Source organism: Micromonospora trifolii, from assembly GCF_050516465.1.
Taxonomy (GTDB): Bacteria; Actinomycetota; Actinomycetes; order Mycobacteriales; family Micromonosporaceae; genus Micromonospora; species Micromonospora trifolii.
In genome coordinates this window covers 6,211,574-6,230,569 of record NZ_CP191526.1, presented here as the reverse complement: position 1 = coordinate 6,230,569, position 18,996 = coordinate 6,211,574, and the positions used below count along the sequence as shown (strand labels likewise).

At 72.1% G+C, this 18,996-nt stretch carries 19 protein-coding genes; 11 read left to right on the top strand and 8 right to left on the bottom strand.

Annotated elements, in window-relative coordinates; genetic code table 11:
- The first annotated feature begins 12 nt into the window (after positions 1–12).
- The 7 genes from ACQRWP_RS29020 to ACQRWP_RS28990 all read left to right on the top strand — a co-directional run bounded on the left by ACQRWP_RS29020 (position 13) and on the right by ACQRWP_RS28990 (position 7,129).
- A complete protein-coding gene (locus ACQRWP_RS29020) occupies positions 13–1,383 on the top strand; it encodes a 3-oxoacyl-ACP reductase (protein ID WP_430499281.1) in 1,371 nt (456 codons plus the stop codon).
- Positions 1,383–2,249, top strand: a complete 867-nt coding sequence (locus ACQRWP_RS29015) for a MaoC/PaaZ C-terminal domain-containing protein (RefSeq protein WP_430499280.1) — start codon at positions 1,383–1,385, stop codon at positions 2,247–2,249. The genes ACQRWP_RS29020 and ACQRWP_RS29015 overlap by 1 nt, the downstream gene beginning before the upstream one ends.
- Before the next feature lie 135 nt (positions 2,250–2,384).
- Entirely contained in the window at positions 2,385–3,137 is a 753-nt protein-coding gene (locus tag ACQRWP_RS29010; RefSeq protein ID WP_430499279.1) for an NUDIX hydrolase, read from the top strand.
- Entirely contained in the window at positions 3,134–4,102 is a 969-nt protein-coding gene (locus ACQRWP_RS29005) for a serine/threonine protein kinase (protein WP_430499277.1), read from the top strand. The genes ACQRWP_RS29010 and ACQRWP_RS29005 overlap by 4 nt, the downstream gene beginning before the upstream one ends.
- Positions 4,103–4,111: 9 nt before the next feature.
- Positions 4,112–5,071: a hypothetical protein gene (locus ACQRWP_RS29000; protein WP_430499275.1), complete on the top strand. Its 960-nt coding sequence runs from the start codon at positions 4,112–4,114 to the stop codon at positions 5,069–5,071.
- Positions 5,068–6,330 carry an adenylosuccinate synthetase gene (locus tag ACQRWP_RS28995; protein WP_430499273.1) on the top strand — a complete coding sequence of 421 codons (1,263 nt, stop codon included), beginning with the start codon at positions 5,068–5,070 and terminating at the stop codon, positions 6,328–6,330. The genes ACQRWP_RS29000 and ACQRWP_RS28995 overlap by 4 nt, the downstream gene beginning before the upstream one ends.
- Before the next feature lie 163 nt (positions 6,331–6,493).
- Positions 6,494–7,129, top strand: coding sequence for a DedA family protein (locus ACQRWP_RS28990; protein ID WP_430499271.1), 636 nt, complete (start codon positions 6,494–6,496; stop codon positions 7,127–7,129).
- Positions 7,130–7,135: 6 nt separating this feature from the next.
- On the opposite strand, the gene ACQRWP_RS28985 is transcribed toward ACQRWP_RS28990, so the two are convergent.
- Both ACQRWP_RS28985 and ACQRWP_RS28980 read right to left on the bottom strand, forming a co-directional pair.
- Positions 7,136–7,777, bottom strand: coding sequence for a response regulator transcription factor (locus ACQRWP_RS28985; protein WP_357006249.1), 642 nt, complete (start codon positions 7,775–7,777; stop codon positions 7,136–7,138).
- Positions 7,774–8,925 carry a sensor histidine kinase gene (locus ACQRWP_RS28980; RefSeq protein ID WP_430499268.1) on the bottom strand — a complete coding sequence of 384 codons (1,152 nt, stop codon included), beginning with the start codon at positions 8,923–8,925 and terminating at the stop codon, positions 7,774–7,776. Before ACQRWP_RS28980 ends, ACQRWP_RS28985 begins: the two co-directional genes overlap by 4 nt.
- Before the next feature lie 134 nt (positions 8,926–9,059).
- Here ACQRWP_RS28980 and ACQRWP_RS28975 point away from each other — a divergent pair, with 134 nt between their 5' ends.
- Positions 9,060–9,761 (top strand): DedA family protein, encoded by a 702-nt coding sequence (locus ACQRWP_RS28975; protein WP_430499267.1) that lies wholly within the window; start codon positions 9,060–9,062, stop codon positions 9,759–9,761.
- Here ACQRWP_RS28975 and ACQRWP_RS28970 read toward each other — a convergent pair.
- Positions 9,736–10,374, bottom strand: a complete 639-nt coding sequence (locus ACQRWP_RS28970) for a TetR/AcrR family transcriptional regulator (RefSeq protein WP_358139426.1) — start codon at positions 10,372–10,374, stop codon at positions 9,736–9,738. The two genes, ACQRWP_RS28975 and ACQRWP_RS28970, sit on opposite strands and share 26 nt — an antisense overlap.
- A 67-nt stretch (positions 10,375–10,441) precedes the next feature.
- Between ACQRWP_RS28970 and ACQRWP_RS28965 the strand changes: the two genes are divergently transcribed.
- From ACQRWP_RS28965 to ACQRWP_RS28955, 3 genes are all read left to right on the top strand, one after another.
- Positions 10,442–10,894, top strand: a complete 453-nt coding sequence (locus tag ACQRWP_RS28965; protein ID WP_030332160.1) for an SCP2 sterol-binding domain-containing protein — start codon at positions 10,442–10,444, stop codon at positions 10,892–10,894.
- Between the two features lies 1 nt (position 10,895).
- Positions 10,896–12,110, top strand: coding sequence for an acyl-CoA dehydrogenase family protein (locus tag ACQRWP_RS28960; protein ID WP_210787407.1), 1,215 nt, complete (start codon positions 10,896–10,898; stop codon positions 12,108–12,110).
- A 195-nt stretch (positions 12,111–12,305) separates the two neighbouring features.
- Entirely contained in the window at positions 12,306–13,868 is a 1,563-nt protein-coding gene (locus ACQRWP_RS28955) for an AMP-binding protein (RefSeq protein WP_430503322.1), read from the top strand.
- Positions 13,869–13,875: 7 nt separating this feature from the next.
- On the opposite strand, the gene ACQRWP_RS28950 is transcribed toward ACQRWP_RS28955, so the two are convergent.
- The 5 genes from ACQRWP_RS28950 to ACQRWP_RS28930 all read right to left on the bottom strand — a co-directional run bounded on the left by ACQRWP_RS28950 (position 13,876) and on the right by ACQRWP_RS28930 (position 18,955).
- Positions 13,876–14,661 carry a hypothetical protein gene (locus ACQRWP_RS28950; protein ID WP_430499263.1) on the bottom strand — a complete coding sequence of 262 codons (786 nt, stop codon included), beginning with the start codon at positions 14,659–14,661 and terminating at the stop codon, positions 13,876–13,878.
- Entirely contained in the window at positions 14,654–15,175 is a 522-nt protein-coding gene (locus tag ACQRWP_RS28945) for a SigE family RNA polymerase sigma factor (RefSeq protein WP_430499261.1), read from the bottom strand. Before ACQRWP_RS28945 ends, ACQRWP_RS28950 begins: the two co-directional genes overlap by 8 nt.
- A 61-nt stretch (positions 15,176–15,236) precedes the next feature.
- Positions 15,237–16,487 carry a phosphoribosylamine--glycine ligase gene (gene purD, locus ACQRWP_RS28940; protein ID WP_430499259.1) on the bottom strand — a complete coding sequence of 417 codons (1,251 nt, stop codon included), beginning with the start codon at positions 16,485–16,487 and terminating at the stop codon, positions 15,237–15,239.
- Between the two features lie 83 nt (positions 16,488–16,570).
- On the bottom strand, positions 16,571–17,515 hold the full coding sequence (locus tag ACQRWP_RS28935) for a hypothetical protein (RefSeq protein WP_430499257.1): 945 nt from the start codon (positions 17,513–17,515) through the stop codon (positions 16,571–16,573).
- A gap of 150 nt (positions 17,516–17,665) precedes the next feature.
- Positions 17,666–18,955, bottom strand: a complete 1,290-nt coding sequence (locus ACQRWP_RS28930) for an adenylosuccinate synthase (protein ID WP_430499255.1) — start codon at positions 18,953–18,955, stop codon at positions 17,666–17,668.
- Positions 18,956–18,996 lie beyond the last annotated feature (41 nt).

Below are 18,996 nucleotides of genomic sequence, written 5' to 3'. Positions count from 1 at the left end.
TAGGCTACGCCCATGACCGACAGGTACGCGAGCTTCGTCCAATCGGCCGCCGGCCGCGCGCTGGTCAAGCGCCTCGGGCTGCCCGACCCGCCCCGACTGCGCCGGCACCACCCCGGCGACCCGCTGCTGCCCGGGCCGGCCCTGCTCGGCGCGGCCACCGGCGGCCGGCTCTCCGCGCCGATCGCCAAGATCCTGACCGCCGCCGGGGTCGAGCTGGCCGACCCGGCCGCCGCCACCCCGCAGCGGTACGGGGCACTGCTCTTCGACGCCACCGGGATCGTCGACTCGACCGACCTGCGCCAGCTCTACGACTTCTTCCACCCGCAGGCCCGGGCCGTGCTGCCCAGCGGCCGGGTGATCGTGCTGGGCACAGCGCCGCAGGAGTGCCCGACACCGCGCGAGGCGACCGCCCAGCGCGCCCTCGAAGGGCTGGTCCGCAGCATCGGTAAGGAGTTCGGCCGGGGCAGCACCGCGCAGCTCGTCTACGTGAGCGGTGACGCGGCGGACGACCCGGCCCACTCCGCTGGCACGATCACGAGCCTCGAATCGACACTCCGGTTCCTGCTGTCCGGCCGGTCCGCGTACGTGTCGGGTCAGGTCATCCGGGTCGGCGGCGGCGCGGCGAGCGTCCCGGCCAACTGGGACCGCCCGTTGGACGGGCAGGTCGTGCTGGTCACCGGCGCCGCTCGCGGGATCGGCGCGGCGCTGGCGAAGGTGCTGGCCCGCGACGGCGCGAACGTGGTGGCTCTGGACATCCCGGCCGCCGGTGACGCGCTCGCCGCGGTGGCCAACGACATCGGCGGTACCGCCGTCCAACTCGACCTGACCGCGCCGGACGCGCCGACCCGACTCGCCGAGCACCTGGCCAGCCGGCACGGCCGGGTCGACGCGGTGGTGCACAACGCCGGCATCACCCGGGACAAGACGCTCGGCCGGATGGACGCCGACCGGTGGGATCAGGTGATCGACGTCAACCTCTCCAGCCAGGAGCGGATTAACGACGTACTGCTGGCACGGGAGCTGATCCCAGCCGGCGGGCGGATCATCTCGGTCTCCTCGATCGCCGGGATCGCCGGCAACCGGGGGCAGACCAACTACGCCACCAGCAAGGCCGGCGTGATCGGGCTTGTCGACTCACTCGCACCGGCCCTGCTGAAGCATGGGATCAGCGTCAACGCGGTGGCCCCCGGCTTCATCGAGACCCGGCTGACCGCGCGCATCCCGCTGGTGGTCCGGGAGGCGGGCCGGCGGATGAACAGCCTTGCCCAGGGCGGGCTGCCGGTGGACGTGGCCGAGACGATCGCCTGGCTGGCCTGGCCGGCCAGCGGCGCGGTCAGCGGAAACGTGGTCCGGGTCTGCGGCCAGAGCCTGCTGGGGGCGTGATGGGCGCGCGGCCGGAGTCGGGCAGCCGTACCCGAATCGAACTGGCCCGGATGCCGGCGGCCGGGGCGCTGCACCGACGGGCGTTGCTCGGCGCGCTGCCGGGCCTCGGCGGTGGGCGGCGCGGGCCCGACCTGCCGGCGGTCGAGTTGACGGTGAGCGGGGTGCGCGTCGACCGGGCACAGTTGGCCGACTACGACCGCGTCTGCGGGTTCCGGCTCAGCGATCGGCTGCCCGCGACGTTCCCGCACGTCATGGGCTTTCCGCTGGCCCTGCGTCTGATGACCGCGCCGGACTTCCCCCTCCCGCTGATCGGCCTGGTGCACGTCGGCAACAGGATCACCACGCACCGCCCGATCACCGCCGACGAGACCCTCGACTTCAGCACGTACGCGGAGAACCTGCGCCCCCACGACCGGGGGCGGCAGGTGGACGTGGCGCTCATCGGCTCGGTCGACGGCGAGGAGGTGTGGCGCGGCGTCTCGACGTACCTCGGTCGGGAGCGCAAGCCGAGCGGGCGCGACCCGGGCGAACGTCCCGCCGCGCCGACGGCCACCGCCCGCTGGCGGGTGGAACCGCGCGTCGGTACGGAGTACGCGCGGGTCTCCGGCGACCACAACCCGATCCACACCTCCCGCGTCGGGGCGCGGTTGTTCGGCTTCCGCCGGCCGATCGCGCACGGCATGTGGAGCAAGGCGCGCTGCCTGGCCGCGCTGGAGGCCCGGCTGCCGGACGCGTACACCGTCGAGGTCGCCTTCAAGCTGCCCGTGCCGCTGCCGAGCACTGTGGGCTTCGCGCTCCTGCCCGACGGCGGGTTCGCCCTGCACGACTCGCGCGGCCGACCGCACCTGACGGGTCTCGTGCGCTGAGCGCACCGGCTGGCTTCGTGCGCTGAGCGCACCGGCTGGCTTCTTACTTCTTACGCTGACTCGGCCCTTGGCAGGCGCGCACTTCTGCGCTAAGTTGTTCTCACAGCGAGATGTTCTCAGAATGAGAGAGACGTGATGAACGAGCAGGAGTTCCTGGCCTCGTACGACCCCCGGGCCTACCCGTCGGTCGCCGTGACCGTCGACGTGGTGGCGCTGACCATCCGCGACGACGCACTGCACCTGCTGCTGATCCGACGTGGCGAGGCACCCTTCGCGGGGCACTGGGCGCTGCCCGGGGGGTTCGTCCGCCCCGACGAGGACCTGACCGCTGGCGCCCGACGGGAGCTGGCCGAGGAGACCGGGCTCGGCGGCGAGGCGCTGCGCCGCGTACACCTGGAGCAGTTGGGCAGCTATGGCGCTCCCGACCGTGACCCGCGCATGCGGGTCGTCTCGATCGCCCACCTCGCGTTCGCCCCCGACCTGCCGGACCCGGCCGCCGGCAGCGACGCCGACGAGGCGATCTGGCTGCCGGTGACCGCGTTGACCAGCCGGCAGCTCGCCTTCGACCACGGCCGGATCATCGACGACGCGTTGGAACGGGCCCGGTCCAAGCTGGAGTACACCCCGCTCGCCACCCGTTTCCTCGCCGCCGAGTTCACGATCAGCGAGCTGCGCGCCGTCTACGAGACGGTCTGGGGGCACCCGCTGCACGCCGGCAACTTCCACCGCAAGGTGCTCTCCGTGCCGGGCTTCGTGGAGAGCACCGGCGCCAGCACCGAGCGCGGTGGTGCCCGAGGCGGCCCGCGCGCCCGGCTCTACCGAGCCGGCGACGCCCGCCTGCTGCACCCGGCGCTGCTGCGCCCCGCCCACGAGGAGACGGTGCGGTGAGGGCCGCGGAGGCCATCCGCCTGGTCGCGGCCGCCCGCACCGACGCGGACCTGTTCGGCGCCGACCAGCCGGCCCACCGCTACCGCGAGCTGGTCGCGGCCCTGCACCCCGACCGCCTGCCAACCGACCCGGCGGTACGCGCCGAAGCCCTCGACGCGTTCATCCACGTCACCACCCGGTGGCAGGCACGGCAGATCACTGTCCTCGGCGGCTACCGGCTCGGCGCGCCGGTCCACTCGGGTGACCTGGCCGACCTCTACGACGTCGGCGACGACCGGTTACTCAAGCTCCCTCGACGGCCCACCGACAACGACCTGATGGCCCGCGAGGCGCACGCCCTGCGCACCATCGCCGAGCGCGGCGACCCGCGCTACCTGCCGTACGTGCCCCGGCTGGTCGACGAGCTCCGGCACCGCGACGCCAGCACCGGCGCGGAACGGCGGATCAACGTGCTCGCCACCGCACCCGGCCTGCACGACCTCGACGAGGTGCGTCGCGCGTACCCCGACGGGCTGGACGCCCGGGACGTGGCCTGGATGTGGCGGCGGCTGCTGGTGGTGCTGGGCCTGGCCCACCGGGCGGGCGTGGTGCACGGCGCGGTCCTGCCCCGACACGTGTTGATCGAGCCGGACGCCCACGGCGTGGTGCTGATCGACTGGTGCTTCTCGGCGACCGTCGGAAGCACGATCCCGGCGGTCGTGCCCGGCCATGGCTGGGACCCGGAGGAGGTCCTCAAGAAGCAGCCCTGCGGCCCGGGCACCGACATCGCGATGGCCAGCCACTGCATGAGCTGGCTGATGGGGCCGCGCGCACCCCGCGAGCTGCACAGCTTCGCGCAGGGCTGCCGGCAACGCTCCCTGGACGCCCGGCCCGACGATGCCTGGCGCCTGCTGCGCGAACTCGACCAGGTGCTGGACCGGCTCTACGGGCCACGCACCTTCCGACCCTTCACCCTCACCCCCTAAGGAGCTGTCATGGGCAGCGGAATCTGGTCCACCGACGTGTACGACGCCGCCGACCGCTACCGCCGGTCGACCGGCAAGAGCGCCTTCTCCTACAGCGACAGCGGGGCGCGCACCGTGCACCCCGCGCTCGACCCCAGGGACACGACCCGCGAGAGCCGCGACTCCGACGAGCACCCCCGGTCGACGCCCGTCGCCGTGCTCTTCGACGTGACCGGCTCGATGCGCACGGTGCCGCGGGTCCTCCAGACCAAGCTGCCGCAACTGCTCGGGCTGCTGCAACGGCAGGGCTACGCCAGCGACCCGCAGATCATGTTCGGCGCCATCGGCGACGCCACCTGCGACCGGGTGCCGTTGCAGGTGGGCCAGTTCGAGTCGGACAACCGGATGGACGACGACCTCGGCCGGATCGTGCTGGAGGGCGGCGGCGGTGGGCAGATGAGCGAGTCGTACGAGCTGGCCATGTACTTCATGGCCCGGCACACCATCACCGACAACTGGGAGAAGCGCGGCCGGCGCGGCTACCTGTTCATCATCGGCGACGAGTTGGCGTACCAGCGGGTGAAGGCCCGCGAGGTGGCCGGCCTGATCGGGGACGACCTCTCCGAGGACGTGCCGCTGCGGCAGGTCGTCGACGAGGTGACCCGCCGCTGGGACACCTACTACCTACTCCCCGCCGGCAGCCACTACGCCGGCAACGCCAAGGTGCTCGACTTCTGGCGGGACCTGCTCGGGCAGAACGCCGTAGTGCTCGACGACCTCGACGCGGTCTGCGAGACCATCGCGCTCACCATCGGCCTCGGCGAGCAGGCCATCAACCTGGACGAGGGCCTGCGCGACCTGGACCGCGCAGGCTCCGGCGCCACCGGGAGCGTGTCGAAGGCGCTGGCCCGCCTCGGCCGGGACCGGCGGGCCGAGGTGTCGACCCTGCCGGCGTTCCGCGACACCGCCAGCGGGGTGACCCGGCTGTGAACCACGTGGCGGTGGTCGACCTCGGCTACGGCGACGCCGGCAAGGGCACGGTGGTGGACTGGCTCTGCGCCACCCGTCCCGTGCACACGGTGGTCCGCTTCAACGGGGGCGCGCAGGCGGCACACAACGTCGTGCTGCGCGACGGGCGGCACCACACGTTCGCGCAGTTCGGCGCCGGCACGTTCCATCCCGGTGTGCGTACGCACCTGTCCCGGCACGTGGTGGTGGACCCGTTGGCGTTGGCCGCCGAGGCCGACCACCTCGCCACGGTCGGGGTGCCCGACGCGCTCGACCGGCTGACCGTCGACGGGGACGCGCTGCTCGCCACCCCGTACCACCGGGCCGCCAACCGGGCCCGCGAGATCGCCCGGGGAGCCGACCGGCACGGCTCCTGCGGGCTGGGGGTGGGCGAGGCCGTCGCGTACGGTCTCGCCCACCCCGACGACGCGCCCCGCGTCGCCGACTGCCACCACCCAGCACTGCTGCGCCGCAGGCTGACCACCTTGCGGGACCGGCTGACCGCCGAGCTGGGCCCGCTGGACGCACCACCGATCGAGGACTGCCTGCCCGCGTTCACCGGGTTCGCCGGTCGGGTCGCCATCGTCGACGGCAGTTGGCTCGCCGGGGCGCTGCGCACCGGGACCTGCGTCTTCGAGGGCGCGCAGGGGGTGCTGCTCGACGAGTGGCACGGCTTCCACCCGTACACCACCTGGAGCACCACCACCTTCGCCAACGTGGACAGCCTGCTCGCCGAGGCGGGCCGGCCCGGCGACGTGACCCGGATCGGGGTGCTCCGCGTGGTCACCACCCGGCACGGGCACGGTCCGTTGGTGACCGAGGACCCGAGCCTGCCGTTCACCGACGCGCACAACGCCACGAACCCGTGGCAGGGCCGGTTCCGGTTCGGCCACTTCGACGCGGTCGCCCACCGGTACGCCCTCGCCGCGGCCGGCGGCGTGGACGGCCTGGCGCTGACCCACCTCGACCTGGCCGGCTCCGACCTGCGGATCTGCCGCCGCTACGACACCACCGACCGGCTCACTCCGGGCCCGCCCGGAGACCTGGACCGGCAGGCCGCGCTCACCGCTCGCCTGCTGCGCTCCCGCCCGGTGTACGACGAACCACCGGCCGACTGGGCCGAGGCGGTACGCGCGGAGCTCGGCACCCCGGTGGTGCTCACCTCGCAAGGCCCCACCGCCGACGACAAGACCCCACACGGCCCCCTGCTAGCCCCAAGGGCCCTAGCCCGCACGGCCTGACCCACCCCGCCCCAACCCCGTCGATCTTGCACTTTCGGTCGTTGTCCTGCGGTTTTTGCAGGGGTTGGTTCGGACACAAAGTGCAAGATCGGCGCGGGGAGAGGTGGGGGGTTATCCAGCGGCTTCGGCCACCGGGCGGGTCGCACCCGGCGAGCATGGGGGCATGGACTCCGCGCTCGACCTGCTCCGACAGCTGGTCACCTCACCGTGGGTGTACCTGCTGATCTTCGGGCTCACGGCGGTCGACGCGTTCTTTCCGGCCGTACCCGGCGAGGCGGCCGTCATCACCGCCGCTGTGCTCTCCACCAGCGGAAATCCCAAGCTGGCGGCGGTGATCGTCGCCGCCGCGCTGGGCGCCTGCGCCGGTGACCACGTCTCGTACGCCATCGGGCGCGGTGGCGGCGCGAGACGCCTCGCCGGGTTTCCCGATGGCAGCCGCCGACGAGCCAGCTCGGAGTGGGCCCGGCGCGCGCTCAACCGGCGCGGCGGGCTGATCCTGACCACCTCCCGTTACATTCCGGGCGGCCGGACCGCCGTCACCCTCACCATGGGCGCGGTGCGCTATCCCCGCCGGTCGTTCCTGCTGTACGACGCGATCGCGACGGTCACCTGGGCCCTGTACTGCGGGCTGCTCGGCTACTTCGGTGGGCTGGCCTTCGAACGGCACCCCGTCAAGGGCGTCCTCGCCGGGATCGGCCTGTCGGTGATCGTCACGCTGGGCATCGAGGGCATCCGTTGGCTGCGCCACCGGGCGCGCCGCCGCGCCGCCGCCACCACCGATCGGGCCGGATCGACCTGACACCCGTCACAGCAGGTCGGCGTCGTACACCAGGATGGCCAACTGCACCCGGTTGCCCGCGTGGAGTTTCGCCAGCGCCCGGCTGACGTGAGCCTTGACGGTGGCCTCGCTCATCGTCAGCCGCCGGGCGATCTCCGCGTTGCCGTGCCCGCGCGCCACCTCCCGGACGATCGCCAGCTCCCGCTCGGTCAGCGGCGCCAGCCGCTCACGGGCCGCGTCCCGGCGAGCCGGACCACGCTCGGCGAACGAGCTGATCAGGCGCCGGGTCACCGTCGGGGCGAGCATCGCGTTCCCGGCGGCCACCGTGCGAACGGCGGCGGCCAACTCGCGGGGCGGGGTGTCCTTGAGCAGGAAGCCGACCGCGCCGGCCCGCAGCGCCCGGTGCACGTACTCGTCGAGGTCGAAGGTGGTCAACATGATCACTTTCGGGCCGGCGGCGACCACGTCGGGCGCGACGGTCAGCCCGTCGACGCCCGGCATCCGCACGTCGAGCAGCACCACGTCAGGGCGTAACCGCTGAGCCTGCTCCAACGCGCCGGCGCCGTCCGCTGCCTCACCGACGACGGTGATGTCCTCCGCCGCCTCAAGGATCAGCCGCAGCCCGGCACGGACCAGCTGCTCGTCGTCGACCACCACCACCCGGATCACGCCGCACCCGCCAGCGGGATCAGGGCCCGGACCAGGAAGCCGCCGTCCACCGGAGTCGCCTCCAACCGGCCGCCGAGCAGTTCCACCCGCTCACGCAGCCCGAGCAGCCCCTGCCCGGCGCCGGGCAGCGCCGACCCGCCCTCGGACGGGCCGTTGCGGACCAGCACCTCCAGCCCGTCGGGCAGGTAGCGCAGGCAGACGGTCGTCTCGGCGTCGGCCGCGTGCTTGCGCACGTTGGTCAACGCCTCACGGACCACCCGGTACGCCGTACGCCCCAGCGTCGCCGGAAGTGCCGTCGGCACGCCCTCGTCCTGCCGGGACACCCGCAGCCCGGCGGCACGGGACTCCCCGATCAACTCGTCCAACGTGTCGAGCCCTCGCTCCGGTGTCACGGCCGGGCCGGCCTGGCGCAGCACACCCAGCACCTCGCGCAGGTCGGTGAGCGCCTGCCGGCCGGTCATCCGGATCAGCGCGGCGGCCTCGACGGTCGCCGGGTCCACGGACGTCACCTCCAGCGCCCCGGCATGCACCACCATCAGCGAGACCCGGTGCGCCACCACGTCGTGCATCTCCCGGGCGATCCGGGTCCGCTCCTCGGCACGGACCCGGTCTGCGCGGGCCTCCTGCTCACGTTCCAGCCGCTCGGCCCGGTCCCGCAGAACGGCGAGCGTGTCCTGACGGGCCCGCACCCAGAGGCCGAAGACCAACGGAAGCCCCACCAGACAGGCGGCGAGCAGCAGCACGTTGCCGGTGGTGGCGGTGGTGATCCGGCGTACGCCACCCACCGCCAGCCCGACCAGCACCCCGCCCGTCAGCACCAGGGCCGCCCCGGCGAGGTAGCCGGCGAGTTGGCGACCGCGCAACCGCAGACCCGCCTGGTACGAGGCCAGCACCCCGGCGGCCGCCGCGGCGAGCACCAACCAGCCGACCGCCGCGGCCAGGAACAACGGCCAACGGCGGGCCCGGACCGTGCCGGCGGCCCACGCCGAGCCCAGTGCGATCAGCAGCACGACCGCGCCCGGCAGCGGTGAGCGGACCCCGATGTCACCGGTCGCGCTGGCCCACACGGCCGCGGCGACCAGGACGGCGAGCAGCGGCGGGGCGTACCGATGGACGACCCGTCGGACGGCGACGGCGCTGGAGTCCACGCAGCGAGCCTAGGGCCCTTGGGGCGCAAGGGGCCGCCCCGCGCCCCGGGACCCGGGTGAGCTGGGGGAAGACCCCTACCCGCCGTCCGGGCCGGTCGCTACCAAAGTAGTGGCGCCCACCTGACCACTGGCCGATGTCGGGAGCCGCCGCCCCGACCAGCATCGAGATCATGGATCTGCTCGACCTGCTGCACGACACGATGTCCTCGCCCTGGGTGTACCTGGCGATCTTCGCGATCGCGGTGCTCGACGGCTTCTTCCCGGTGGTGCCGAGCGAGACGGCGGTGATCACCGCAGGGGTGTTCGCGGCCTCCGGAGCGCCGTACCTGCCGGCGGTGATCCTGGTGGCCGCCGCCGGGGCGCTGGTCGGCGACCACATCTCGTACGCCATCGGGCGGGCTGGCGGCACCCGGCTGCTCGACCGGCTGCCGCCCCACGGTCGACGTCGTGCCGCCATCGACCGGGCCCGTCGGGGGATCGCCACCCGGGGCGGTCTGATCCTCACCGTGGCCCGCTACATTCCGGGCGGCCGCACCGCGGTCACCCTCACCATGGGCGCGGTGCGCTATCCCCGGCGACGGTTCCTGGCCTTCGACGCGCTGGCCGCCAGCTCGTGGGGGCTCTACTCGGCGCTGGTCGGCTACGTCGGCGGGCTGGCCTTCGAGCAGGACCCGCTGCGTGGTCTCCTGCTCGGTCTGGGCCTCGCCCTGACGGTGACGGTGGTCGTCGAGGTGGTCCGCTGGCTCCGCAACCGCCGCCGTGCGACGCGGGCCGGCGAGCCTGGCCCGGTCGCTCTCTCCGCCGGGGCCGTCAGTCGGTCGGCGGACGCCAGGTGACACCGTGCAGCAGTTGGGCGGCACCGAGCCAGGCCACGTTCATCATCCGGGTGGCCGTCTTCTCCGGGTCGGCGTCCGGGTGGTCCGCGAGCCAGTCAGCCAACGACTCGGTCGCGCCGACCAGGGCGTACGCGACGACCTCCAGGTCGATGGCGGCGATCTCGCGGCCCTCGGCGCGTAGCGCGTGGTCGAGCATTCCGGCGACCACCTCGACCAGCCGGGCCCGCATGGTGGCCAGCTCGCCGGCGAACGGCTGCTCGCCCCGGGCCTGCCGGTAGAGCACCGCCCAGCCGTCCCGGTGGGCGCCCACGAAGCCGAAGAACGCCCTCAGCCCGCGCCAGAGCCGCTCGTCGGCCGGCAGGTCGGGGGCCGCCGCTCCGGCGATGGCCTGCATCATCCGGGTGCCCTCCCGGTGCAGGCAGGCGACGAAGAGCTCCTCCTTGGTGCCGAGGTACGCGTACACCATGGGTTTGGAGATGCCGGCGTCCTCGGCGATCTCGTCCATGCTGGCGGCGTGGAAGCCACGTCGGGAGAAGACCTTGACGGCCGCGTCGAGCATCTGCTGCTCGCGGACGGCGCGAGGCAGGCGCTTGAAGGCGGGGACGCTGGACACCTTGCGAGCATACCTACTCGTGCGTAGGGTTACGCGCGAGTAGCCAATCTTCCGGAAGGCGCACCTGATGACTGACTTCGACCCGGCCACCTTCGCCAACGTCGGCCCCAAGGAGTTCGCCCAGCTGGTCAAGTCCACCCCGGACGACAAGATCGCCCAGGTGATGTCCGGCGACATGCGCGACAAGGTCCTGGGCGAGGTGTTCGGCCGGATGCCGTCGCTGTTCCGCGCGGACCGGGCCGGTTCCACCAACGCGGTCATCCACTGGATCATCACCGGTCGCCCCGACGGCGGCAGCGACACCTACGAGGTGGTCATCGCCGACGGCACCTGCGTCGTGAACGAGACCCCGCAGCACGACCCGAAGCTCAGCCTCACGATGGGCCCGGTCGAGTTCCTGAAGATCGTCTCCGGTGGCGCCAACCCGGTGATGATGTTCATGACCGGCAAGTTGAAGGCGAAGGGCGACCTCGGCCTCGCCGCCAACATCGCCAACCTGTTCGACATCCCCAAGGCCTGACATGGCTGAGTTCTCGCTCGACCTGAACGAGGAACAGCGGGATCTACGCGACTGGGTGCACGGCTTCGCCGCCGAGGTCGTGCGCCCGGCCGCCGCCGAGTGGGACGAGCGCGAGGACACCCCGTGGCCGGTGATCCAGGAAGCCGCCAAGGTCGGCCTCTACGGCTTCGAGTTCCTCGCCACCTGCTGGGCCGACCCGACCGGCCTCTCCCTGCCGATCGCCAGCGAAGAACTCTTCTGGGGTGACGCCGGCATCGGCATGAGCATCTTCGGCACCTCGCTCGCCGTCGCCGCCATCTACGGCGCCGGCACCCCGGACCAGATGGTCGAGTGGGTGCCGCAGTGCTTCGGCGACGTCGACTCGCCGGCCGTCGCCGCCTTCTGCACCAGCGAGCCGGAAGCCGGCTCCGACGTCGGCGCGATGCGCACCCGAGCCGTCTACGACGAGGCCACCGACGAGTGGGTGCTCACCGGCCAGAAGGCGTACGCCACAAACGGCGGAATCGCCGGGGTGCACGTGGTCACCGCCTCCGTCGACCCCGCGCTCGGCTCCCGGGGCCAGGCGGCGTTCGTCGTACCGCCGGGCACCCCCGGCCTGGCCGCCACCCGCAAGCTGCGCAAACTCGGCCTCCGCGCGTCACACACCGCGGACGTCTTCCTCGACGGGGTACGCGTACCCGGCCGCTGCCTGCTCGGCGGACGGGACGCCCTGCTGGAACGCCTGGACCGGGCCCGCTCCGGTCAGCGGGCCACCGGACAGGCCGCGATGCGCACCTTCGAGCTGTCCCGACCCACTGTCGGCGCCCAGGCGCTCGGCGTGGCCCGGGCCGCCTACGAGTACGCCCTCGACTACGCGAAGGACCGGGTCCAGTTCGGACGCCCGATCATCGAGAACCAGGCGGTCGCGTTCGCGCTGGCCGACATGCGGATGGAGATCGACGCGGCGCGGCTGCTGGTCTGGCGGGCCTCGTGGATGGGCCGCAACAACCGCCCGTTCACCGCCGGCGAAGGGTCGATGTCCAAGCTCAAGGCCGGCGAGGTGGCCGTGTCGGTCACCGAGAAGGCCGTGCAACTGCTCGGCGGGGCCGGCTTCCTGCGTGACCACCCGGTCGAGCGCTGGTACCGGGACGCCAAGATTTATACCATCTTCGAGGGCACCTCGGAAATCCAACGACTGGTCATCTCCCGGGCGATCTCCGGGATGCAGATCCGCTGACCGCCGTCGGCCCAGCCCTCCTCGACCGGGTCGGGCCGACGGTGGCCCGGATTCCACGATCTGTGCAGTCTTTGTCACCCCACGCCGACGCCAACTGGGCCTTCAGCCGCGCCCAGTGCATGATCAAGGAAAGAAGCCCTGATGGACGGGCGGGCGACCGCCCCGTCCGCGCACCACCCCGAGGAGGTCTGCGGCATGGACCTGCCGTTCATCGTTGCCACGCTGACCCGTCGCGGGCTGCTCACCCCCGGCAGCCCGGTCCGGGTCGCCTCGCAGCTCAACGCGTTGCGGACGTGGGGGTGGAGCCTGGCAGGCGAGCTACGTCAAGCAGCTGCCCGGGACCCGGGCCGTCCCGCCGTCATCGATGAGAACGGCGTCGAGCTGACCTACCACGACCTGCTCGACCGGGCCGAACGGATGGCCCGCTCGATGCGGGCCGGGCTCGGCGTACAGGCCGGCGACCGGATCGGCGTGCTCTGCCGCAACCACCACGGGCTGATCGAGACGATCGTCGCCGCCACCCTGCTCGGCGTCGACGCGGTACTGGTCAACACCGGGCTCAGCGCCGCCCAGCTGGGCACCGTCGCCGAGGAGCAGCGGCTGCGGCTCCTCGTCCACGACGACGAGTTCGCCGAGCGGGTCCTCGGCCTCCCCGCCGAGCTGCCCCGGCTCGACGAACGCGCCCGCGAGGAGTTGGTGGCCGGGGCACTGCCGGGTGACCTGCACCCGCCCGAGCGCGACGGCCGGATCATCGTGCTCACCTCCGGCACCACCGGTACGCCCAAGGGCGCTCGCCGACCGACGCCCAGCGGCTTCGGCCCACTGGTGTCCATCATCGACCGCATCCCCCTGCACGCCCGGGACCGGGTGATGATCGCCGCGCCGATCTTCCACACCTGGGGATTCGCCGCCCTCCAGGTCTGCCTGGCACTACGGGCCACCATCGTGCTGCACCGCCGCTTCGACCCGGCCGCCACGCTCGCCGCCCTGACCGCGCACCGGTGCGACGCGCTCTTCGCCGTACCGGTGATGATGCAGCGGCTGCTGGAGGTGCCCCCGCCGGATCCGCGCCCCCCACTCACTGTCGTCGCGGTCAGCGGCTCCGCCCTGCCCGGCGGGCTGGCCCCGAAGTTCATGGACGTCTACGGCGACGTCCTCTACAACCTCTACGGCTCCACCGAGGTCTCCTGGGCCTCCATCGCCGGCCCGCAGGACCTGCGTCAGGCACCCACCGCCGCTGGTCGTCCGCCGCACGGCACCCGGCTGGAGCTGCTCGACGACGACGGCCAGCCCGTACCGGACGGACGGGTCGGGCGGATCTTCGTCGGCAACGAGATGCTCTTCGAGGGCTACACCTCAGGTGCCAGCCGGGAAACCCACGACGGCCTGCTCGACACCGGCGACCTCGGCCGGCTCAACGCCGACGGGCTGCTCTTCGTCGACGGCCGAGCCGACGACATGATCGTCTCCGGCGGCGAAAACGTCTTTCCGTCCGAGGTGGAGGACCTGCTCGCGCAACTGCCGCAGGTCCGCGAGGCGGCCGTGATCGGCGTGCCCGACCCCGAGTACGGCCAGCGCCTCTCCGCGTTCCTCGCCCTGCACCCCGGCGAGACCCTCGACCCCGAGGCGGTCCGCGAGTACGTCCGGCACTTCCTGGCCCGGTTCAGCGTCCCCCGGGACGTGATCTTCGTGAAGTACCTGCCCCGCAACGCCACCGGCAAGGTGCTCACCCGAGAACTGCGCCGCTACTACGGCTGACGGTCGCTCACGGGTACAGGGTGAAACCCGGCCACCGGCCAATGGTGACCAGCTGATCCTCCGTCAGCAACAGCCCGTCCACGGACGCGCCGGGTTGATCCAGCTTGACCACGACGGTGGTTCGGTCGGGACGCAGCACCGTCGCCGCGCGCGAGCTGGTACCCGCCGGGTCGACAACGGTACCCGACGCCGCCTCGCTGCCGTCCGGGAACTGATCGACCGAACAGTCGTTATCGGACGGGCCGGCCCGGCATGCAAGAACCGCCCCGAGGGTCGGATGCATCCCGATGACCAGATCGGCGTGATCACCACCTCGAGACAGCTTGACCGTCGCACTGTAGACGTACCCACTCATCGTGCGCTCGTACGACAGCTGCGGCAGCGGACACCCGGGCACCCCCGAATCGACAGTCAGCTCCCGAGGCAGGTTGACGCTCAGGGCGGTACGCAACGCCACGGTCAGCCGGACCGCCGCGTCGGCCGGCTGCTCCGACGGGAACGGCGGTGCCGTGCCGTACCGCTCGAACGGCGACGCGGACTCACTGGCAGACGCGTTCAGCGGGGCACAGAGCGACGGGCCGGTGTTCGCCGTCGGCTCCCGGGAGTCCCGGTACGGCCCGGTGACCAGTGTCGACGTCAGCGCGATCACCGCCACGGCCACGCCGGAGCCGGTCAACGCCCACGCCCGGTGCTGGCGGCGGCGCCGGTCGGCCAGGATCAGTTCGTCCACGTCGATCCGAGTCGGCGGCGCCTGGGCGACCGCCGCACGCAGCTGGTCGTCGAGCTCATCCATCGTTGCGTACCTCCTCGACTCGATCCGGCATCGGGGCGAGGCGGGCTCTCATCGCCTCGATGCCACGCGCCGACTGGCTCTTGACGGTGCCTGGAGTGCAGCCGAGTTCCCGCGCGGTCTCCTCGACGGAAAGGTCGCAGAAGTAGCGCAGTACGAGGACCGCGCGGCGGCGCGGCGGCAGCTCGGCCAGCAGGGCGAGGAGGGTCAGCCGGTCAGCCGCGCCGTCGGTGCCGGTGGCCGCGACCGGGCGATCCGGCACCTCGGCCCAGGCGGCCTCCCGCCGCCAGGGCCGACGCCGCTCGTCCAGCCAGACCCGCAGCAGGATCCGCCTGGAGTACGCGTCCGGGTTGTCCATGACGGACACCCGCGACCAGTGCCGGAGCAACTTGACCAGCGTCGCCGACACCAGGTCGTCGGCCGTGTGCCAGTCACCGCAGAGCAGGTACGCCGTGCGGCGCAGCGGCTCCAGCCGCGCACCGACGTAGTCGCGGTAACCCTCGACATCGACCGGCATTCCGGCCACCCCCTCGTCTCACCGGTCAAACGGCGGCGGGACGGCCGGGGGTTGCCTGAGTTCAGCCGGGAATCGTGATCCGGTCCTCGATCGCGGCGGCGGCGATGTCGGTGCGGTGCTGCGAGCCGGCCAGTTCCACCCCGTCCACCAGCGCGTACGCGGCGTCCCGCGCGGCGGCCAGGTCGGTGCCGGTGGCCGTACCGCAGAGGACCCGGCCGCCGGCGGAGAGCAGCGCGCCGTCGCTGGCCCGGCGGGCGGTGCCCGCGTGGATGATGCCCGGACGGTCCGCGCCGGTGATCACGTCGCCGGTGCGCGGCGCCGCCGGATAGCCCGCCGAGGCGAGCACCACGGTCACGGCGCTGCCGTCGCGCCACCGCAGCGGCGGGTGCTCGGCCAACGAGCCGGTGGCCGCCGCGTGCAGCAGCCCACCCAGCGGGGTCTCCAGCAACGCGAGCACCACCTGGGTCTCCGGGTCACCGAAGCGCGCGTTGAACTCGATCACCCGAGGGCCGGCGGCGGTGATCGCGAGCCCGACGTAGAGCAGGCCGGCGAACGGGGTGCCCCGGCGGCGCATCTCCGCGAGCGTCGGGTGGACCACATCGCGCATGACGTCGTCGACCAGGCCGGACGGGGTCCAGGCCAGTGGCGCGTACGCCCCCATGCCGCCGGTGTTCGGCCCGGTGTCGCCGTCGCCGAGCCGCTTGAAGTCCTGTGCCGGCACCAACGGCAGCGCCGCCTCGCCGTCGGTGACCACGAAGAGGCTGACCTCCGGGCCGTCGAGGAACTCCTCGACCACGACCCGTCCGCACTCGTTGCCGTGTGCCAGCGCGGCGGCCCGGTCGTCGGTCACCACCACGCCCTTGCCGGCGGCGAGCCCGTCGTCCTTCACCACGTACGGCGCGCCGAACTCGTCCAGCGCCCGAGCGGTGCTCTCCTCGTCCGTGCAGACGTACGCCCGGGCGGTCGGCACGCCGGCGGCGGTCATCACGTCCTTGGCGAACGCCTTGGAGCCCTCCAACTGCGCGGCAGCGCCGGATGGACCGAACACGGCGATGCCCTTGGCGCGTACCGCATCGGCGACCCCGGCGACCAGAGGCGCCTCGGGGCCGACAACCACCAGGTCGGCCGCCACCTCCACGGCCAACGCGGCCACCGCGGCCGGGTCTGAGGCATTGACGGCCCGCAGCTCAGCCACGCTAGCGATCCCCGGATTACCCGGCGCCGCAATCAGCGCGGAAACCCCCGAGTCGCCAACCAACCCAAGCGCAAGCGCATGCTCCCGCCCGCCACCACCCACCAAGAGAACCCGCACGCCCGAGATCCTACTGTCCCCCTCTACCCCGCCGTTGATCATGAGGTTAACGGGCCATCTGGTGATCAACTGGCCAGTCAACCTCATGATCGACGGGCATGAAGGGCTGCGATCGCTTGGCGGACCGTGTGGGGGATGTAGGCGGGGTGGAGGGTGTCCTGCCAGGTGAAACGGAGGACGGTCCAGCCGGCGTTGACCAGGCGGTTCTGGCGACGGCGGTCGGCGTAGGCGGCCTCCGGGGTGCCATGCGCGTCTCGGCCGTCCGCTTCGGCAATCAGCCTTGGGCCGCGCCACCCCAGGTCGCCAATGCCGAGCAGATAGCCGTCATCGTCGCGAACCTCCAACTGCAGCGTGTCCGGCGGAACTCCCCCGTCAACGCACCGCAGTCGAGAGCGGGTCTCCAGTGGCGACTGCGCCCGGCCATCCGCCTCAGCAAGGTAGCCGCGTGCTGCGACCGCACCGCGTCGACCTCGAATCAGCGCTGGAATGGTTGCCAGGCATTCGGGCGTGACTAGCCCCCGATTGAGGGCGGAATCGAGCACCGAGACCGCCGCGTACCGGCACTCCCGCAGGATTATCTCGGAAACGGTCAGCCGTGGTTCCGTAGCCGCGATCCCGTTCACCTTCGCCACCGCACCCAGAGGGTGTTCGAGCTGGTGCAGCACGATCGCGGGGTCCGACACCCGCGCCAGCCTTGCCGCCCTGCCCGGCAGCGCCACATGGATCTCGTCCCGACGTGGCAGCCCGGCAATGCCGTACAACTCAGCCGCGGTGCCGAACACCGCATGAGCCGCCGGGCCCAGCGAGAGCACGGCAGCACGAATGCGGCACCGACGAGCAGGTGGGTCGCCATACGGGCCGCGCGTCAGATAGACCGCTCGAGCAAGTGGCCGCCAACGACCAACAGCCACCAGATGATCGATGTCGTGCCGGCTGAAGCCGCCTCTCAGCGCCTGCGCTCGGGTGATCAGGTCATCCTGCCTGGCAGCAACCGAGCGAACGAACTCTGCGCGATCCACGAAGTCCACGCTGGCTGCTCCACCGACCAACCACCAGCCCTGTGGATAACCCTGTGGACAAGGGCGCCCACCATCCCAGTGATCATGGGGTTAACGGGACTCCTGTAGATCGAACAGCCCGTCAACCCCATGATCACCGGAGTGATCGAGAGGGTGGGGTTAGGGGAGGAGGGGGTGGAGGTGGACGTTTTCTTCTCGGCCTGGGCCTACGCCTACGACGCTCACCCTCGTGTTGCAGAGTTCTTCGACCCTCGCGATGTAGCGGCGGGCGTTCTCCGGGAGGTCGTCGATGGTGCGAGCCTTGGTGATGTCCTCCCACCAGCCGTCGAGTTCCTCGAAGACGGGCTTGGCGTGGTGGAAGTCCGTCTGGCTCATCGGCATGTCGTCGACCCGGACGCCGTTGATCTCGTAGCCGACGCAGATCGGCACCTTGGGTAGGCCGGTGAGCACGTCCAGCTTGGTTATGACCAGGTCGGTGACGCCGTTGAGGCGGCAGGCGTACCGGGCGACGACCGCGTCGAACCACCCGCACCGGCGCTCCCGCCCGGTGGTGGTGCCGTACTCCGCGCCGATCTTGCGAAGGTGGTCACCGTTGGCGTCGAACAGCTCGGTCGGGAACGGCCCGGCACCCACTCGGGTGGCGTACGCCTTGCTCACCGCGATGACCTTGGTGATCGCGGTCGGCGGGATGCCCGCGCCCACGCAGGCGCCACCGGCGGTCGGGTTGGACGAGGTCACGAAGGGGTAGGTGCCGTGGTCCATGTCGAGCATGGTGGCCTGGGCGCCTTCCAGCAGCACCGTCTCGCCCCGGTCCAGGGCGTCCCAGAGCATCGCCCGGGTCTCCGCGATGTACGGCTTGAGCCGCTCCGCGTACGCCAGGTACTCCTCGACGGTCGCCTCAAGGTCGATCGCCTTGCGGTTGTAGACCTTGAACAGGATCTGGTTCTTCTCGCGCAGCGCGAGTTCCAGCTTCTTGCGCAGGATGCCCGGGTCGAGCAGGTCCTGGAGGCGGATGCCGATCCGGGCGACCTTGTCCCCGTACGCCGGGCCGATGCCGCGGCCGGTGGTGCCGATCCGGGACGAGCCGAGGTAGCGCTCGATGACCCGGTCCAGCGCCCGGTGGTGCGGCATGATCAGGTGCGCATCACCGGAGATACGCAGCCGGGACACGTCGACGCCGCGCTCCGCCAGGCCGTCGATCTCGGCGAGCAGCACCTTCGGGTCGACCACCACACCGTTGCCGATGACGATCATCGCGTCCGGTGAGAGCGCGCCGGACGGCATCAGGTGCAGCGCGTACTTCTGGCCGTCCGGGGTGATCACCGTGTGCCCGGCGTTGTTGCCGCCGGAGTAGCGCACGACGTAGTCGACCCGCTCACCCAGCAGGTCGGTAACCTTGCCCTTGCCCTCGTCGCCCCACTGAGCGCCGATGAGCACGATCGCTGGCATCTTTTCCGCCTCCAGAAGGCTCGGGTGCCAGGTGGCGACCG

Coding starts and splice junctions, on each gene's coding strand:
- ACQRWP_RS28950 (WP_430499263.1), bottom strand. CDS start 14,661: ATGGATGAGCTCGACGACCAGCTGCGTGCGGCGGTCGCCCAGGCGCCG.
- ACQRWP_RS28930 (WP_430499255.1), bottom strand. CDS start 18,955: ATGCCAGCGATCGTGCTCATCGGCGCTCAGTGGGGCGACGAGGGCAAG.
- ACQRWP_RS29000 (WP_430499275.1), top strand. CDS start 4,112: ATGGGCAGCGGAATCTGGTCCACCGACGTGTACGACGCCGCCGACCGC.
- ACQRWP_RS28990 (WP_430499271.1), top strand. CDS start 6,494: ATGGACTCCGCGCTCGACCTGCTCCGACAGCTGGTCACCTCACCGTGG.
- ACQRWP_RS29015 (WP_430499280.1), top strand. CDS start 1,383: ATGGGCGCGCGGCCGGAGTCGGGCAGCCGTACCCGAATCGAACTGGCC.
- ACQRWP_RS28945 (WP_430499261.1), bottom strand. CDS start 15,175: ATGCCGGTCGATGTCGAGGGTTACCGCGACTACGTCGGTGCGCGGCTG.
- ACQRWP_RS28955 (WP_430503322.1), top strand. CDS start 12,306: ATGGACCTGCCGTTCATCGTTGCCACGCTGACCCGTCGCGGGCTGCTC.
- ACQRWP_RS28975 (WP_430499267.1), top strand. CDS start 9,060: ATGTCGGGAGCCGCCGCCCCGACCAGCATCGAGATCATGGATCTGCTC.
- ACQRWP_RS28965 (WP_030332160.1), top strand. CDS start 10,442: ATGACTGACTTCGACCCGGCCACCTTCGCCAACGTCGGCCCCAAGGAG.
- ACQRWP_RS29020 (WP_430499281.1), top strand. CDS start 13: ATGACCGACAGGTACGCGAGCTTCGTCCAATCGGCCGCCGGCCGCGCG.
- ACQRWP_RS29010 (WP_430499279.1), top strand. CDS start 2,385: ATGAACGAGCAGGAGTTCCTGGCCTCGTACGACCCCCGGGCCTACCCG.
- ACQRWP_RS28960 (WP_210787407.1), top strand. CDS start 10,896: ATGGCTGAGTTCTCGCTCGACCTGAACGAGGAACAGCGGGATCTACGC.